A 15,846-nucleotide genomic window follows, 5' to 3' on the forward strand; every position below is an offset into this window, starting at 1 on the left:
AGCGGCTCCCTCCCCGCCCAAAAACCCCGCCCAAAAACACAGACAGCCCGCCGGAGCGGGCTGTCCCTGACCACCTTCCGGCCTTATTTCTGGCGCCAGCCGCCACCGGAGTCCTGCACCCACCAGCCCGGACGCGCGCTGTCGATCCACTGCCGCGCGAACACCGCCCGGATCTGCTGCTCCCATTCCGGGTGGTTGTTGGCGACCGCGATCTCACGGTAGACCGCCTTGGCGTCGCGGCCCTGGTCGGACACGGCCTGGTTGACCGCCACGCGCTGCGGCAACGGGATCTTGTTGGCGTCGCGCACGCTGATGGTGCCGTCGTTGGCAAAGCCGAGCGCGCCGGAGTCGAAATGCTCGCGCAACTGGCTGTCGAAGCGCGACGCCATGCGCGACTGGATCGCCTGGATCGCCGGCGTCTTGATGGTGATGTCCGGTTGCTCCTGCGCATACGCAGTGCCGATGCCGACCAGCGACAGCCAGTCGATGCCGCGGTCCAGCGAGGCGCTCTGCCCGCCCGGCTTGTTCTCCTTCACCGGCTCCTTTGGCTGCGCTTCGTCGCCGATGACCTTCTCGACGAACTCCTTCGCGGCTTCCTTGGCCTCGGCGGCCGGGAAGTACACGTTGATCGTGACGCACGCGGTCAGCATCACCGCGGCGACCGGAACCCCCAACAAACGGCGCATATCCTTTCTCCCTGATATCTGAGGGCGCTGGCCCTGAGCGTGGCTAAGTTATCCGAACTGTCGCACGAAGGGTCACTCGAAGACCGGCGACACGTCACCCTTGCTGGCGGCCTCCAGGCGTTCAAGCAAGATCGGCCAGTCGACCCGGCGGTTGAAGCCGACCACCGACAGCCTCGGTACGCCGGAACCCTCGACGATAATGAAGCCGGGCCCGGCTGAACCCAGCCCTTCCATTTCGCAGACCTCGTCGTTCAAGCGGCAACGGATGCCGATGCGGCTGTACCCGAAATCATCGAACACCCCGATCAGCTGCGACTGCAGGCTGCTGATGAAGGACGCGTCGCTGACGCTGGACAGGTCCTGCACGGCGCGCTGGCTGATGCGCTGACGCACACGGGCCGCACGGGCCGCGGCACGATCGCTGTGCAGCTCGGCGTCGAACGCGACCGGCTGCCAGTCGACCAGGCGCAGGTGGGTGATCGAGCCGTCGAGCTTGCCGGTGACAGCGCCGAAGCCAAGCACGCCGGTGAGCGCCTCCAGGTCGATGTTGTCGAAAGCGATGTCGGAGGACAGCGTCGGCGCGACACCGAATGGCCGCTCCATCGCCAGCGACGACACCTGCACGCTGCCTCCGAACAGTTGCATCGCGAGGCCACCTTCGAACTCGAGGCGGTCGCCGGCGTAGCGCGCTTCGGGAATGTGCCCGGTCAGCTCGCCGGTGAATGCCGGCCAGTCCAGCGCCTTCGCAAGCGCGGCGATGTCCAGCCGCTCCAGTTCCATCCCGAAACGGATCTCGAGGCCCCGTTCGCCGGACGGCGGGCGCAGTTGCAGGTGGTCGAACCCCACTTGCCCGCCCAGCATCGGCACAGTCGCGGCTTCGCGCAGGCTCAGCACGCCGTCACGGCTGGTGAATGGCAGACGCGCCGCACCGAACGACAAGCCGTGCAATGCGCCGCCATGCCAGCGCAGTTCGCTGTCGATCGAAGCGACCGAGGAGAAGCGGACATCGCCTTCGAGCCCGTCGAAATCGAAACGTCCCTGCGGATCGTCGATCGTGAGCGCATGCGGGGTGAAGTCGGCTTCGCGCAGCTCGCCATCCTCGATACGAGTTCGCGTGTCGACCCCGCCACGCAACTGCAGGTCCGCAAGGCCGGCCAGGCCGAGGAAGCCGGTCAGGTATGCGTCGCGCAAGCCACCGGCATCGACGCTGCGTGCGCGCAGGTCAAGCGACCTCAGCGTGGCATCCGGTGCAAGCGCCGCGCTTCCATCGGCCTCCAGAAGATCACCGTCCTGCCAGTGCAGTCGCGGGAACTCCCAGCCTCCCGCGCCCCTTTGCACGGCATCCAGCGAGAACCCCACGCGTCGCTGCTGCAGCGCGAGATAGGCATTGCCGAACAGCAGATCGCCGCCGAGCAGGCTGCCATCGAGCTTCACGTGCGTCGTGTCGGCGATCCGGGCATCGATCTGCGCTTGCGCGCCGACATTCTCGCCGGCGATGGTGCCGTCGGGCGTGGCGAACGCGACTCCACCCAGCCGCACCGGGCCGGTGATGCGCATCGGTGCGTTGGCGGGTGCCGCGACCGTGAGGCGGCCGTCCAGCGTGCCCTTCGTGAACCTCCCCTGCTCCCAGGCTTTCGCCAGCATCGCCTGCGTCCACAACAACGGAACGCGCGTGAGGTCGATGCGAGTGAGATCCGGCGCGGCGGCATCACGATGCAGCGCGAGCACGCTGCCGCCACGGGCGAGGCGTGCGTCGGTACGGACCTCGTCGATATCGATGGCCAGCCGCATCGGCGCCGCGCGGCCGGAGCGAAGGTCTCCCTCGCACCGCCAGCGCGCGCCGTCGCGACGCAGCGGGCATTGCCACGTCACGTCGCGGAAGCGATAACCCAGCTCCGGCGCCTCGACACTTGCGGCCTGTACGTGCAATTGCCCCTGCGGTGCCCGATCGGGCCAGTCGAGCCGGACGACGACGTTCTCGAACACGCCGACGGCTGTAGTGATTTTTGCGACCCTCGCCTGCGCGGTACGCGCATGCGCCTCGCCGCCGGCCAGCCAGGGCACGGTCAGCAGGCACGCGATCAGCAGGCGTAAGATCGGTTGCGGCATGCAAAGAGCATAACGTCCACGATGTTTCGCGACTGGTACCGATGACGCAATCAGACCCGCCCCGCATCCTGCTGGTCGAAGACGATCCGACCAGCCGCTGGTTCCTCACATCGGCCCTGGTCGCCTTGCCGGCGGAAGTCGATGCCGCCGACAGCGTGACGGCAGCGGTCGCGCTCGCCTCCTCGCAGGACTACGCCTTGTGGCTGATCGACGCGCACCTGCCGGATGGCAGCGGCAGCGAACTGCTTGCGCGCCTGCGCGCGCAACGACCCGACACGCCTGCGCTGGCGCACACCGCCGCGACCGAGGCGGTGGTGCTCGATGAGCTGGTGGCCGCGGGCTTCGCCGAAGTCCTGGTCAAGCCGTTGCCCGCCGCCACGGTGCAGGGGGCTGCGCGGCGAGCGCTCGGCCAAGGGGTATCACACGAGTCCGTCAAGGTGCTCCCCGGCGGCAAGCTGCCGGTGTGGGACGACGACTCCGCGACCCAGGCGCTGAACGGCAACCGCGCCCACGTCGACACGTTGCGCGGATTGTTCGCGCAGGAACTTCCAAACTCGCTGAAGACCATCCAGTCGGCGGCAGCACGCGGAGATACGGCGACGGTGCGCGGCGAATTGCATCGCCTTCGCGCGAGCTGCGGCTTCGTCGGCGCGGCCCGGCTGGGCGCCGCCGTGCAGGCGCTTCAGGAGTTCCCGGACTCGCCCTCCCTGTTGTCCACGTTCGAATGCGTCGCGCAGGACACGCTCTCGCAAAGGGCATCCGATCAGTCGCCGCCACCCGCCTGATCGGCCTTGGCCCTGGGCGCGACGCGACCAAGCTCGGCCAGCATCTCCCATGACTTCAGGCCGCGCGGCCCGAGGTAGTGCGACAGCAAACCGCGCATGGCCCGGCGCAGGCCAGGCAGGTCATCGGCTTCGGGATGCTGGTCGCTCGCCAGCGAGAGCAGCGCCCGCCCGGTCGCCGCGCTGCTGCGGTCACCGTGGCCGCGATCACTCAGCACTCGGCGCGGTCCGTATTCCGGATCGAGGCGATAACGCGCGGCAGGATCGATCGGCGTGCCCTCGCCATCGTTCGACCAGTCGAAACCGAAGCCGAGCGCTTCGAGCAGGTCGCGCTCGTAGCGGCGCAGCGTCCAGCCGAGCGGCTCATCGGCGGCCAGGCGCGCACGCGCCTGTGCGTAGGCCTCGAACAGCTCCGGCACCGGATCCTGGCGCGGCGCCAGGCGCAGCGTCAGCTCGTTGAGGTAGAAGCCGGCCAGCATCGCTTCGCCGGCCAGCCTGGGCGCCACGTCGACGGCCTCGGCGGCCGTCAGCCGCGCCAGTTCGCCGGTCTGCACGGCATCGAAGCGGATCCACTGCAGTGGCTGCAATGCCGCACGCAATGGCTGCCGCTTCGGCCCCTGCACGCCGCGCGCCACCAGGCCGATGCGGCCGTGGTCGAAGCTCAACACCTCGACCAGCAGGCTGGTCTCGCGCCAGGGACGCGCGTGCAGCACGAAGGCGGGTTGGGCGGTGTAGCGCACTCAGCCGCCGGTGCGCTCAGTCGTGGTAGCCGAACGCGCGCAGCGCCGCTTCGTCGTCCGACCAACCCTCGCGCACGCGCACCCAGGTTTCCAGGAACACCTTGTTGCCGAACAGGCGTTCCATCTGCTGGCGCGCGCGCGAACCGATCTCGCGCAGGCGCTCGCCACCCTTGCCGATCACGATGGCCTTCTGCCCATCGCGCTCGACCCAGATCACCGCGCCGATGCGCAGCATCGTGCCGTCGACTTCGAACTTCTCGATCTCCACCGTCGTCGCGTACGGCAGCTCCTCGCCGAGCTGGCGCATCAGCTGCTCGCGCACCATCTCGCCGGCCAGGAAGCGCTGGCTCTTGTCGGTGATCTCGTCCTCGCCATACAGCGCCGCCTGTTCCGGCACGTGCGCGAGCACGGTCTTCACCAGCGGATCCAGGCCGCTGCGCTTGAGCGCCGACACCGGATGCACGCCGGCGAAGTCGCGCCCCTCGCTGACCTTGGCCAGGTACGGCAGCAGCGCGGACTTGTCCTTGAGCCGGTCGACCTGGTTGACCACCAGCACCACCGGCACGCCGGCCTTCTTCAGTGCATCGAAGGCGAGCGAGTCCTCGTCATCCCACTGCCCGGCGCGCACGACCAGCATCGCGGCATCCACGCCCTCCAGCGCACCGCGGGCGGCGCGGTTCATCCAGCGGTTCATCGCACGCTTCTGCTCGCGATGGATGCCGGGGGTGTCGACCAGCAGCAGTTGCCCTTCGGGGAAGGTGGCGATGCCGAGCAGCTGGTGGCGCGTGGTCTGCGGGCGGTTGGAGGTGATGCTGACCTTGGCGCCGACCAGCGCGTTGACCAGGGTGGATTTGCCGACGTTGGGACGGCCGATGACGGCCACGTGGCCGGCGCGATGGGCGGGGGTATTCATTGGGGGGATTGTCGGCCTGTGGGGGGACGAGGGCAAACGAGCGATGCCGAGGCACCTGTACGATTTTCCTTCTCCCGCACGCGGGCGAAGGTGCCCGGAGGGCGGATGAGGGCGGCTTGGGCTTTGCCCTCACCCGAGAGCGGGAGAGGGGCTTTGGAATGCCTCAGTCGGACTTCAGTCCAGCGCCTTGAGCTGTTCCAGCGCCGCTTCGGCCGCGATCTGCTCGGCGGCGCGGCGCGAGCCGGCGGTGCCTTCGGTCACCAGCGGCGGCTGCGTCAACGTGCAGGTGACCTGGAAGATCTTGGCATGATCCTCGCCGCCCTCTGCGTGCAGCTCGTAAACCGGCAACGGCTTCTGCCGGCCCTGCAGCCATTCCTGCAGGCGGGTCTTGGCGTCCTTGCCGACCTTGTGCGGCGGCGGCAGCGCGGCGATGGCCGCCTCGAACCACGGCAGGACCGCCGTGCGGCACGCCTCGAATCCGGCATCCATGTAGATGGCCGCGACGACCGCCTCCAAAGCATCGGCCAGGATCGAATCGCGGCGATGGCCGCCGGACTTCATCTCGCCGGGGCCCAGCGTCAGGCGGGGGCCGAGTTCGAGCGTGCGCGCGATCGGCGCCAGCGCGGATTCGCGGACGAGCTCGGCGCGGGCGCGGGTCAAGGCACCCTCGTCCGCTTGCGGCCAGTGTGCGTACAGCGCTTCGGCGACGATCAGGTTGACCAGTGCGTCGCCGAGGAACTCCAGGCGCTCGTTGTGTGGCGCCCCGGCGCTGCGGTGGGTCAGCGCCTGCGCGAGCAGCTCCGCCCGCGCGAAACGATGGGTGATCCGGTCACTCAAGCCCGCCGCCGCGACGCAGTTCCTTCACCGCGTTGAACCGGCCGACCACGTCCAGGTTGGCGATCAGCGGCTTGCGGACCTCGTAATCGACGGTGACCACGTAGCCGGCGTCCTTGCGCTGGACCTTCATGTTCTCCGGCTTGATGTTGTCGGCGTAGCTGATGTACAGGCGACGGAAGAACAGGTCCTTGACCTTGGCCGGGTCCTTGTCGGTGATCCCAGGCTCCTGAGCGATGCCGTTGAGGGCCTGCTTCACAGCGTAGAACTCCGAATACATCGGGATCGTCTTCATCCCCATGTAGATGAAAACACCGACCACGGCGAGCACGATGATGAACCCGACCAGGGTCATGCCGCTTTGCGAACGCTTCATTGACGCTCCCCCATCCCCGTTGATTGATTACTGAATGCTGTTGCCGATGCGCGAACCGTCGATGCCCCCATCGAAGTTCATCCAGATCAGGAACGCCTTGCCACGCAGGTTCTGCTCCGGCAGGAAACCCCAGTATCGGCTGTCCTCGCTATTATCGCGATTGTCGCCCATCACGAAATAGTGACCCGGCGGCACCACCCATTCGCCTTCCCCTTGATCGAGGAACGGCAGATCGGTGCGTTCCAGGACGTGGTGGCTGCGGCCGGCCAGGTTCTCGGTCAGTTCCTCGGCTCCGGTCATCTCCGCGCCGTTGCCCTTGCCCTGGTAGGCCCCGATCGGCTGGTAGGCGAGCGCCTTGCCATTCAGGAACACCTGGTTGTCGTGGTAGGCGACGCGGTCGCCCGGCAGGCCGACAACGCGCTTGATCCAGTCCTGGTCGGGGTGGTGCGGCGGCTTGAAGACCACGACGTCGCCCCGCTGGGGTTCGCCGATGGAAACGACCTTGTGGTTGGTGACCGGCAGGCGCAGGCCGTAGCGGAACTTGTTGACCAGGATGAAATCGCCGGTCAGCAGGGTCGGCATCATCGAGTTGGACGGGATCCGGAACGGCTCCGCGATGAAGCTGCGCAGGATCAGGACGACCGCCAGCACCGGGAAGAAGGCCTTGGAGTAGTCGACGACGATGGGCTCCTTGCCTTCGTCGAGCAGGCCTTCGCGGGCAGCGCGGCGCTTGGCAAGGAACAGCTTGTCGAGCAGCCAGACGATGCCGGTGAAGGCGGTCAGCAGTACCAGTCCGATCTCAAACCAACGCATGCATGCTCCTTTGGAGCCGGGATTGGGGGTTCGGGATTGGACATTCGGAATCGGAATCCTGAGCGCGTCCCGACGGGCTTGCCGTCCGGAGCATAGCGAGGGCCGCGCTCTTCGTCACAGCCCTGCCCGTGCTTGCCCGCGCCTCGCGAATCCCCGGTCCCGAATCCCCGATCCCGGCCTGTGTTACTTGCTGTCGACCTGCAGGACCGCCAGGAAGGCTTCCTGCGGAATCTCCACGCGTCCGACCTGCTTCATCCGCTTCTTGCCCTCTTTCTGTTTCTCGAGGAGCTTCTTCTTGCGGCTGATGTCGCCGCCGTAGCACTTGGCCAGGACGTTCTTGCGCATCGCCTTGACCGTGCTGCGGGCAATGATCTGCGAGCCGATCGCGGCCTGGATGGCGACGTCGAACATCTGCCGCGGAATCAGTTCCTTCATCTTCTCGCACAGGTCGCGACCGCGACGGTCGGCGTGGCTGCGGTGGGTGATGATGCTGAGCGCGTCGACCTTGTCGCCGTTGATCAGCGTGTCCACTCGCACGAACGGACCGGCCTGGAAACGCAGGAAGTGGTAGTCCAGCGACGCGTAGCCGCGGCTGACCGACTTGAGCTTGTCGAAGAAGTCCAGCACCACTTCGGCCATCGGCAGCTCATAGCTGATCTGCACCTGGCCGCCCATGTAGTTGATGCCGATCTGCACGCCGCGCTTTTCCTCGCACAGCGTGATCACGTTGCCGACGTAGTCCGGCGGCGTGAGGATGTTGGCGCGGATGATCGGCTCGCGGACCTCTTCGACCATGTTCACCGGCGGCAGCTTGGCCGGGTTGTCCATCGGCACGATGCTGCCGTCGGTCTTGAGGACCTCATAGATCACCGTTGGCGCGGTGCTGATCAGGTTGAGGTTGTACTCGCGCTCAAGGCGCTCCTGCACGATCTCCATGTGCAGCATGCCGAGGAAGCCGCAGCGGAAACCGAAGCCCATCGCTTCGGAACTCTCGGGCTCGAAGCGCAGCGCGGCGTCGTTGAGGCGCAGCTTTTCCAGCGCTTCGCGCAGGTCCGGGTAGTCCTCGGCGTCGACCGGGAACAGGCCTGCGAACACGCGCGGCTGCATTTCCTGGAAGCCCGGCAACGGCTTGGCCGCCGGATCGCTGGCCAGGGTCAAGGTGTCGCCGACGGGCGCGCCGTGCACGTCCTTGATCGATGCATGGATCCAGCCCACCTCGCCCGCAGCGAGCCTGGGCAGGTCCTTGCGCTTGGGCGTGAACACGCCGACCTTGTCGACCTGGTGGGTGCGTCCGGTCGACATCACCAGCAGCTTGTCGCCGGGCTTGATCTCGCCCTGCATCACGCGCACCAGCGAGACCACACCGAGGTAGTTGTCGAACCACGAGTCGATGATCAGCGCCTGCAGCTTGTCGGTATCGCGCGGCTTCGGCGGCGGGATGCGATGCACGATCGCCTCGAGCACCTCCTCCACGTTGAGGCCGGTCTTGGCGCTGATTGCGACGGCATCTTCGGCATCGATGCCGATGACCGCTTCGATTTCGCCCTTGGCACGTGCGATGTCGGCGGTCGGCAGGTCGATCTTGTTCAGGATCGGTACCACCTCCAGCCCCTGCTCCACCGCGGTGTAGCAGTTGGCGACGGACTGCGCCTCGACGCCCTGCGCGGCGTCGACCACCAGCAGCGCGCCTTCGCAGGCGGCCAGCGAACGGCTGACCTCATAGCTGAAGTCGACGTGGCCGGGGGTGTCGATGAAGTTCAGGAAATAGGTCTTGCCGTCGCGCGCCTTGTACGGCAGCGACACGGACTGGGCCTTGATGGTGATGCCGCGCTCGCGCTCGATCGGGTTGGAGTCGAGAACCTGGGCTTCCATTTCGCGGGCTTCGAGACCGCCACAGAGCTGGATGATGCGGTCAGCCAGGGTCGACTTGCCGTGGTCGACGTGGGCGATGATGGAAAAATTTCTGATCTGCTGCATGCGGGGCGGCGCGAGTCCGCCGGTTCCATAAAATTCAACGCCGGATTATCGCATACGGCATGGACCGGGCCGACACGGCGCTCAGTTCCCTGGCGCCGTGGGGCCGGAGACCGGGTCAGCCGGTCTTGCTTTCCGCGGTGACGGCCACGTACTGGGTGTTGCCCTGGCGCCGCACCAGCAGCATCACGGTCTCGCCCGGCCTGACTCCCGCCAGTTCACGATCCAGCGCAGAGGCCGATCCGACCGGATTGCGGCCCACGGCCAGCACCACGTCCCCCGGCCGCAGCCCGACTTCGGCGGCAGCATCACCCGGATTGCGGATCATTACGCCCTCCTTGCCCGACAGGCCAAGGCGCTGGCGATCGTTCGCGGACAGGTCCTGGGCCACCAGGCCGAGGCTGTTGCCGGCCGAGGGCTTGGACGGCACGCCACCGGGCACGTCGGATTGATCGTCGTTACCGGCGACCAGGCCGGTGTCGAGCTCGTTGACCACCACCGTGCGCTCGATCGTCTTGCCATCGCGGAACACCGAGACCTTCGCCTTGGTGCCCGGCGCCATCGAGCCGATCATCGGCGGCAGGTCGCTGGATTCCAGGATTTCCCGGCCGTTGACCGAGCGGATCACGTCGCCGCGCTCGATGCCGGCCTTGTCGGCCGGACTGCCCGGCAGCACCTGGGTGACCAGCGCGCCGTTGCTGTCCGGCACGCCGAAGCCGCGCGCGTTTTCGGACGTCAGCTGCTGGACGACCACGCCCAGCTGGCCACGGCTGACCTTGCCGGTCGCGCGCAGCTGCTCGGCCGCGCTCATCGCCACGTCGATGGGGATGGCGAAGCTCACGCCCATGTAGCCGCCGGAATTGCTGAAGATCTGCGAATTGATGCCAACCACCTCGCCGCCGGTATTGAGCAGCGGGCCACCGGAGTTGCCCTGGTTGATCGCCACGTCGGTCTGGATGAAGGGCACATAGCGCTGATCGGCATACGGATTGGCGCGGCCGACGGCACTGACGATGCCGGCCGTGACCGAATGGTCGAGACCAAACGGCGAGCCGATCGCGATCACCCACTGGCCCGGTTTGGCCGAGTCGGCCTTGGCCATGCGCAGGAACGGCAGGCCCTTGGCGTCGATCTTGAGCAGCGCGACGTCGGACTGTTCGTCGCTGCCGATCACCTTGGCGGTGAACTCGCGGCGGTCGGACAACATGACCTTCACCGTCTCGGCGCCATCGACGACGTGGTGGTTGGTCATCACGTAGCCGTCGTCGGAAATCAGGAACCCGCTACCGGCGGACGTGCCGCCGCCGCGAGGCCCACGCGGTCCGCGCGGACCCGGCATCGGCAGGTCGTCGCCGAAGAAGCGGCGGAAAATTTCAGGAACCTCTTCCTCGCCCGGCATCGTGCCCGCGCTGCGGCGCGGCGCGATTTCCGCACGGATGTTGACGACCGCCGGCCCCACTCGTTGAACCAGGCCGGTGAAGTCCGGCAACCCACTGACCAGCGGCGCGGCCGGCGTGGCTGCGGGCGGCGGAGCGATCGGCGTGGACGGTGGCTGCGCGGTACACGCCGCCGGCAGTGCCACGGCAATGGCACCGACCAGGGCAAGAGAGCGGAGACGGGTCATCGAATCGGCCTCGATCAGGTGAGAGGTTGTTGCGGAGCGCGTTGCAGGCGGCAACGCGTTTGGATTGCGTCAGTGCTGCGGCGGATTGCGCTCACCGCCTTCCGCTGCGGTCTCATGGGGCATGCTCGGTTCGAACGGATAAAACGACGGTGAAGTCCCGCCAAAGCTGGCGTTGAGCGCACCTGCATTCGAGTACTGCGGCAGGACTGCGCGCGGCCATGGGCGCGGCGCCGCTTCGCTGTGTTGCGGCCGGAAGGGATTGGCGTTCTGGCTTGCGGCAGCTGCGGGCGCGGCCGACGCGGTCAGCGCTTCGATCGCGCCGGGCGCTGCGGCCATGGCCGGCGCGGGCGCAGCCGATGCCACCGCTTCCATCGCCGAAGCCTCTCGGCGTGCACTGGCACGCATCGCCGCGCGCTGGTTCTGGCTGCGTGCGCTGCGACGCTCGATGGCCCGACGCGGAACCTCTGCGGCTGCGACGGCGGCCGTACCAAGATCGACCACCGGAGCGGTGGGTGCCGACGGCATGCGCGGCACCGTGCGACTGCCCACGGCCGGCGCACGTACCGGCGCGGCGGCATCCGCGACCTGGGTGGGTGCCGTCTCCGGAGCCGCTGGCGAGGAGCCGTTGCTCAACGGACGCGCCACGAACAGCGCGACAACAGCGACCGAAGCCGCCAGCGCACCGCCGATCCAGCCTCGCCTTCCACCAAAGACGGAAGAGCGCGGCGGGGCCGGCTGCGCCTGGGCGGGGGCCTGCTCCAGCGCGATGGCGGCGGCCACTCGCTCGGCAAAGCCGCCTGCCGCGACCGCGGACGCCTGGCCGCGCAGCACGTCGCCGCACAATTGCCAGCGGCCAAAAGCGGCGCGTGATGGCTCATCGTGCCCCAATCGCTTCAATGCGAAGCGCGCGGCATCGCCGCTCAATTCGCCGTCGAACAGCGCGCTGAGGGCATCGCGATCGTTCTCGTAGTTATTGGCCGCCATCAGTGCGCGCGCTCCCGTTCGTCGTGATCCAGCAGGGGCCGGAGTTCGGCATCGATCGCTTCGCGCGCCCGGAAAATGCGCGAACGCACGGTGCCGATCGGACAACCCATCTTCTGCGCGATCTCGTCGTAACTCAGGCCGTCCACCTCGCGCATGGTGATCGCGGCCCGCAATTCTTCCGGCAGTGAATCGACCACGCGCATCACCGTGCGTTCGATTTCCTGCCGCAGCAGCTCATGTTCGGGGGTGTCGGTGTCGCGCAGTCGCGTGCCGGTGTCGAACTGCTCGGCGTCGCCAGCATCGACATCGTCGGTGGGCGGTCTGCGGTTCTGCGCAACGAGGTAATTTTTGGCGGTATTCACTGCGATACGGTGCAACCACGTATAGAACTGGGCGTCGCCTCGGAAGTTCGGCAGCGCCCGGTAGGCGCGGATGAAGGTTTCCTGGGCCACGTCCTGGCATTCGCTCCAGTCGGGTATGTAGCGCCCGATCAGCGCGGTGATCCGATGCTGGTACTTGCGCACCAGGACATCGAAAGCCGTACTGTCGCCACGCTGGACACGCCTGACCAGCTCCTGGTCCAACTCCACATCTTTGGGCAACGTTGTTTCGGCCATGCCGTGCCGGCACTCCTGTCAGCTCGGCCTTGGCCGAACAATGGGACAACCCTGTCGGGGGAAAGTTCAATCACTACGATTAATGGGGGCGCACCGGGATCGGCGCAACGGCCAGGCGTCATGCGACGGGCTTCGCGGGTTCCCGGGCGCCGATTCGCGGGGCGATTTGACGGGCGATTTGACGGCACCGGAACGACATCGGGATGATAGCGGCCGATTCCATACCCGAACGGATGGTCCCGCAATGATCGCAGGCCTCGACGGTCTCCGCTTCCAGCACTGGCAGACCGAGCTGCGCCCCGATGGCATCCTCGTGCTGTCCTTCGACAAGGCTGGTTCGCCGGTCAACACTTTCTCCCAGGACGTCCTGATCGAGCTGGATGCCCTGCTCGAGCGTCTGGCGCTGGACCCGCCCAAGGGCGTGGTGCTGCGCTCGGCCAAGACGACCGGCTTCATCGCCGGCGCCGACATCAAGGAGTTCCAGAGCTTCGACGCCAAGGGCACGGTCGGCGATGCCATCCGCCGCGGCCAGCAGACGTTCCAGCGCCTGGCCGAGTTGCCCTGCCCGACCGTCGCCGCGATCCACGGATTCTGCATGGGCGGCGGCACCGAGATCTCGCTGGCCTGCCGTTATCGCGTCGCCAGCAACGATCCGTCCACGCGCATCGGCCTGCCCGAAGTCAAGCTCGGCATCTACCCCGGCTGGGGCGGCAGCGCACGCCTGCCGCAACTGGTCGGCGCGCCGGCCGCGTTCGACATGATGCTGACCGGCCGCACGCTGTCGGCGTCGGCAGCGCGCGGCATCGGCCTGGTCGACAAGGTGGTCGATGCGTCGTCGCTGATCGACGTCGCTGCCGCCTACGCAGCCAAGGGCTCGCTGCGTCCGTTCAAGCAGCGCTTCATGGGCTGGGCCACCAACGTGTGGCCGACGCGTCAGTTGCTCGCACCGATGCTGACCAAGCAGGTCGCACGCAAGGCACGCAAGGAGCACTACCCGGCGCCCTACGCGCTGATCAACACCTGGGCGCGCACCGGTGGAGGCATCCAGAACCGCCTGTCGGCTGAGCGCAAATCGGTGGTCAAGCTCGCTTCCACGCCCACCGCGCGCAACCTGATCCGCGTGTTCTTCCTGCAGGAGCGTCTCAAGGGCCTGGGCGGCAAGGATCACGGCATCGCGAACGTGCACGTCGTCGGCGCCGGCGTGATGGGCGGCGACATCGCCGCATGGTCGGCCTACAAGGGTTTCAACGTCACGCTGCAGGATCGCGAGCAACGTTTCATCGACGGCGCAATGACGCGTGCGCAGGAGTTGTTCGGCAAGAAGGTCAAGGACGAAGCCAAGCGCAGCACGGTATCGGCGCGACTGAAGAGCGACCTCGCCGGCGACGGAGTGGCGCAAGCCGACCTGGTGATCGAGGCGATCATCGAGAAGCCCGAAGCCAAGCGCGAGCTGTATGCGTCGGTCGAGCCGCGCATGAAGCCGGACGCGCTGCTGACCACCAATACCTCGTCGATTCCGCTGACCGAGTTGAGCGGGCACATCGCGCGACCGGCGCAGTTCGCCGGCCTGCACTACTTCAACCCGGTCGCGTTGATGCCGCTGGTGGAGATCATCCATCACGACACGATGGCGCCGCAGACGCAGCAGCGCCTGGCCGCGTTCTGCAAGGCGATCGACAAACTGCCAGTACCGGTCGCGGGCACGCCGGGCTTCCTGGTCAACCGCGTGCTGTTCCCGTACATGCTCGAAGCGGCAACCGCTTTCGCCGAAGGCATTCCGGGCCCGGCGATCGACAAGGCTGCCGTGAAGTTCGGCATGCCGATGGGACCGATCGAACTGATCGACACCGTCGGCCTCGACGTCGCCGCAGGCGTCGGCGCGGAGCTCGCACCGTTCCTCGGCCTGCCGATCCCGGCCTCGCTGTCGTCGCCTCCGGAGGCCGGCAAGCGCGGCAAGAAGGACGGCCAGGGCCTTTACAAGTGGGAGAACGGCAAGGCGGTGAAACCCGAACTGCCGAAGGACTACCAGACGCCGTCGGACCTGGAAGACCGCCTGATCCTGCCGCTGCTCAACGAAGCGGTCGCCTGCCTGCACGACGGCGTGGTCAGCGACTCCGAACTGCTCGATGCCGGCGTGATCTTCGGCACCGGCTTCGCTCCGTTCCGCGGCGGCCCGATCCAGCACATCCGCGAAGCCGGCGCCGACGCCCTGCTCGCGCGACTGAAGCTGCTGCACGCCCGCTACGGCGACCGCTTTGCGCCGCGTCCGGGTTGGGACAACCCGGCGCTACGTCAGCAGGCCGCCGAACTCAGCACCCCATCGGCAGCCTGAAGTCCAGGATGCTCAGCGTGCGCCAACCTTCCGGCGCACGTATCTCGATGCGCACGCGCACCGTGCTGATGGCAACGTAGGATTGCCCGCCGCCAGCATGCTGCGCCTCGCGGGCGATCTGCAGCCAATGCGCGTCGGCTTCCGCTCCCAGGTCGTAGCCCACGAGCACGCGACGGGTCTGTTCGACGATTTCCTCCGCCCGGACGGGTGGAAAGCAGGTTTCCTCCTGTTCCGCCGGCACCGGCAGCACGAAGTTCAATCCGTCTTCGCTGCTCGCCTCGTGCCAGGACGACAGGCAATGCTTCCAGTCGTGGAAATCCAGGTGAGGCCCGGAATCGCCCAGCGCCAGGCTGGTCTCGTACTGCACACGCACGCGGTAGCGCGAAGTCCGGTCCGTAGTGAGCAGACTCAGCGTCGCGCCATTAGGCGAGTCGCCCAGTTCAAGCGAAGCTTCGATCTGTGCCGGCAGCGGGTCGGGATGGCGCCAGATCGGCGTGGCAGCCCCCTCGCTGGATGGCTGCCGCAGTTCTGCGCCCATGGGGCGCTCAATCGGAGCGGTCTGCATTGACGCAACAGCCGATGACGCCAGCATCGATGTAAGCGCGAGTGCCAGGATGCTCCGCATGACATTGTCCATGACGTCCTGTGCCTTGCCGTGGGCCAATACGGCTATCGGCGCACCCGCGCCGTTAGGACTACATCGTGTGCGTCGCGCGCTCCGCGCTGAGCGTGCCGGCAAGCAGCGCTTCGATCTTGTGCCTGACCGCTTCGCCCTCGCTGCTGTCGGCGAACTGCACGCCGATGCCGGCCGGACGGTTGCCCTGCGCACCCACCGGCGTCACCCAGATGACCTTGCCGGCCACCGGCAGACGCTCGGTCGACTCGGGCAGCGTGAGCAGCAGGAACACTTCGTCGCCGATGAAGTAACGCTTGGGCGTGGCGACGAAGATGCCGCCGTGCCTCACGAACGGCATGTAGGCGCTGTACAGCGCCGCCTTGTCCTTGATCGCGAGCGACAGGATGCCCTGCCGTGCACCGCCGCCACCGCCCGCCGAGGCCATT

At 67.3% G+C, this 15,846-nt stretch carries 15 protein-coding genes; 2 read left to right on the top strand and 13 right to left on the bottom strand.

Annotation, left to right across the window (positions count from 1 at the left end):
- Window positions 1–83: 83 nt before the first annotated feature.
- The gene (locus IU514_RS05915) at window positions 84–686 is read right to left on the bottom strand and encodes a YdbL family probable chaperone protein (protein WP_194930168.1); all 603 of its coding nucleotides are present in this window, start codon (window positions 684–686) and stop codon (window positions 84–86) included.
- A 72-nt stretch (window positions 687–758) separates the two neighbouring features.
- Window positions 759–2,795 (bottom strand): translocation/assembly module TamB domain-containing protein, encoded by a 2,037-nt coding sequence (locus IU514_RS05920; RefSeq protein ID WP_194930169.1) that lies wholly within the window; start codon window positions 2,793–2,795, stop codon window positions 759–761.
- Window positions 2,796–2,836: 41 nt separating this feature from the next.
- Here IU514_RS05920 and IU514_RS05925 point away from each other — a divergent pair, with 41 nt between their 5' ends.
- Window positions 2,837–3,580 carry an Hpt domain-containing response regulator gene (locus IU514_RS05925; protein WP_194930170.1) on the top strand — a complete coding sequence of 248 codons (744 nt, stop codon included), beginning with the start codon at window positions 2,837–2,839 and terminating at the stop codon, window positions 3,578–3,580.
- Here the strand turns inward: IU514_RS05925 and recO are convergent.
- The 9 genes from recO to rpoE all read right to left on the bottom strand — a co-directional run bounded on the left by recO (window position 3,559) and on the right by rpoE (window position 12,452).
- Complete coding sequence (gene recO, locus IU514_RS05930) at window positions 3,559–4,317, bottom strand: DNA repair protein RecO (RefSeq protein WP_194930171.1); 759 nt, start codon at window positions 4,315–4,317, stop codon at window positions 3,559–3,561. The genes IU514_RS05925 and recO overlap by 22 nt on opposite strands.
- A 16-nt stretch (window positions 4,318–4,333) precedes the next feature.
- On the bottom strand, window positions 4,334–5,230 hold the full coding sequence (gene era, locus IU514_RS05935; protein WP_194930172.1) for a GTPase Era: 897 nt from the start codon (window positions 5,228–5,230) through the stop codon (window positions 4,334–4,336).
- Between the two features lie 174 nt (window positions 5,231–5,404).
- Window positions 5,405–6,067: a ribonuclease III gene (gene rnc / locus IU514_RS05940; protein ID WP_194930173.1), complete on the bottom strand. Its 663-nt coding sequence runs from the start codon at window positions 6,065–6,067 to the stop codon at window positions 5,405–5,407.
- Window positions 6,060–6,440, bottom strand: coding sequence for a DUF4845 domain-containing protein (locus IU514_RS05945; RefSeq protein ID WP_194930174.1), 381 nt, complete (start codon window positions 6,438–6,440; stop codon window positions 6,060–6,062). The genes rnc and IU514_RS05945 overlap by 8 nt, the downstream gene beginning before the upstream one ends.
- 27 nt (window positions 6,441–6,467) lie before the next feature.
- The gene (gene lepB, locus IU514_RS05950) at window positions 6,468–7,253 is read right to left on the bottom strand and encodes a signal peptidase I (RefSeq protein ID WP_194930175.1); all 786 of its coding nucleotides are present in this window, start codon (window positions 7,251–7,253) and stop codon (window positions 6,468–6,470) included.
- Window positions 7,254–7,436: 183 nt separating this feature from the next.
- Entirely contained in the window at window positions 7,437–9,230 is a 1,794-nt protein-coding gene (lepA, locus tag IU514_RS05955; RefSeq protein WP_194930176.1) for a translation elongation factor 4, read from the bottom strand.
- A gap of 115 nt (window positions 9,231–9,345) precedes the next feature.
- Window positions 9,346–10,851 carry a DegQ family serine endoprotease gene (locus IU514_RS05960; protein WP_194930177.1) on the bottom strand — a complete coding sequence of 502 codons (1,506 nt, stop codon included), beginning with the start codon at window positions 10,849–10,851 and terminating at the stop codon, window positions 9,346–9,348.
- Window positions 10,852–10,920: 69 nt separating this feature from the next.
- Window positions 10,921–11,835 carry a sigma-E factor negative regulatory protein gene (locus IU514_RS05965; protein WP_194930178.1) on the bottom strand — a complete coding sequence of 305 codons (915 nt, stop codon included), beginning with the start codon at window positions 11,833–11,835 and terminating at the stop codon, window positions 10,921–10,923.
- The gene (gene rpoE / locus IU514_RS05970; RefSeq protein WP_194930179.1) at window positions 11,835–12,452 is read right to left on the bottom strand and encodes an RNA polymerase sigma factor RpoE; all 618 of its coding nucleotides are present in this window, start codon (window positions 12,450–12,452) and stop codon (window positions 11,835–11,837) included. The genes IU514_RS05965 and rpoE overlap by 1 nt, the downstream gene beginning before the upstream one ends.
- A 244-nt stretch (window positions 12,453–12,696) precedes the next feature.
- Between rpoE and IU514_RS05975 the strand changes: the two genes are divergently transcribed.
- Window positions 12,697–14,784 carry a 3-hydroxyacyl-CoA dehydrogenase NAD-binding domain-containing protein gene (locus IU514_RS05975; protein ID WP_194930180.1) on the top strand — a complete coding sequence of 696 codons (2,088 nt, stop codon included), beginning with the start codon at window positions 12,697–12,699 and terminating at the stop codon, window positions 14,782–14,784.
- Here the strand turns inward: IU514_RS05975 and IU514_RS05980 are convergent.
- Both IU514_RS05980 and IU514_RS05985 read right to left on the bottom strand, forming a co-directional pair.
- Window positions 14,762–15,322 carry a hypothetical protein gene (locus IU514_RS05980; RefSeq protein ID WP_194930181.1) on the bottom strand — a complete coding sequence of 187 codons (561 nt, stop codon included), beginning with the start codon at window positions 15,320–15,322 and terminating at the stop codon, window positions 14,762–14,764. The genes IU514_RS05975 and IU514_RS05980 overlap by 23 nt on opposite strands.
- A 157-nt stretch (window positions 15,323–15,479) precedes the next feature.
- Window positions 15,480–15,845: a PilZ domain-containing protein gene (locus IU514_RS05985; RefSeq protein WP_194930477.1), complete on the bottom strand. Its 366-nt coding sequence runs from the start codon at window positions 15,843–15,845 to the stop codon at window positions 15,480–15,482.
- Window position 15,846 lies beyond the last annotated feature (1 nt).

Origin of the sequence: Lysobacter niastensis, from assembly GCF_015453285.1 — a bacterium.
Classification (GTDB): Bacteria; Pseudomonadota; Gammaproteobacteria; order Xanthomonadales; family Xanthomonadaceae; genus Lysobacter_J; species Lysobacter_J niastensis.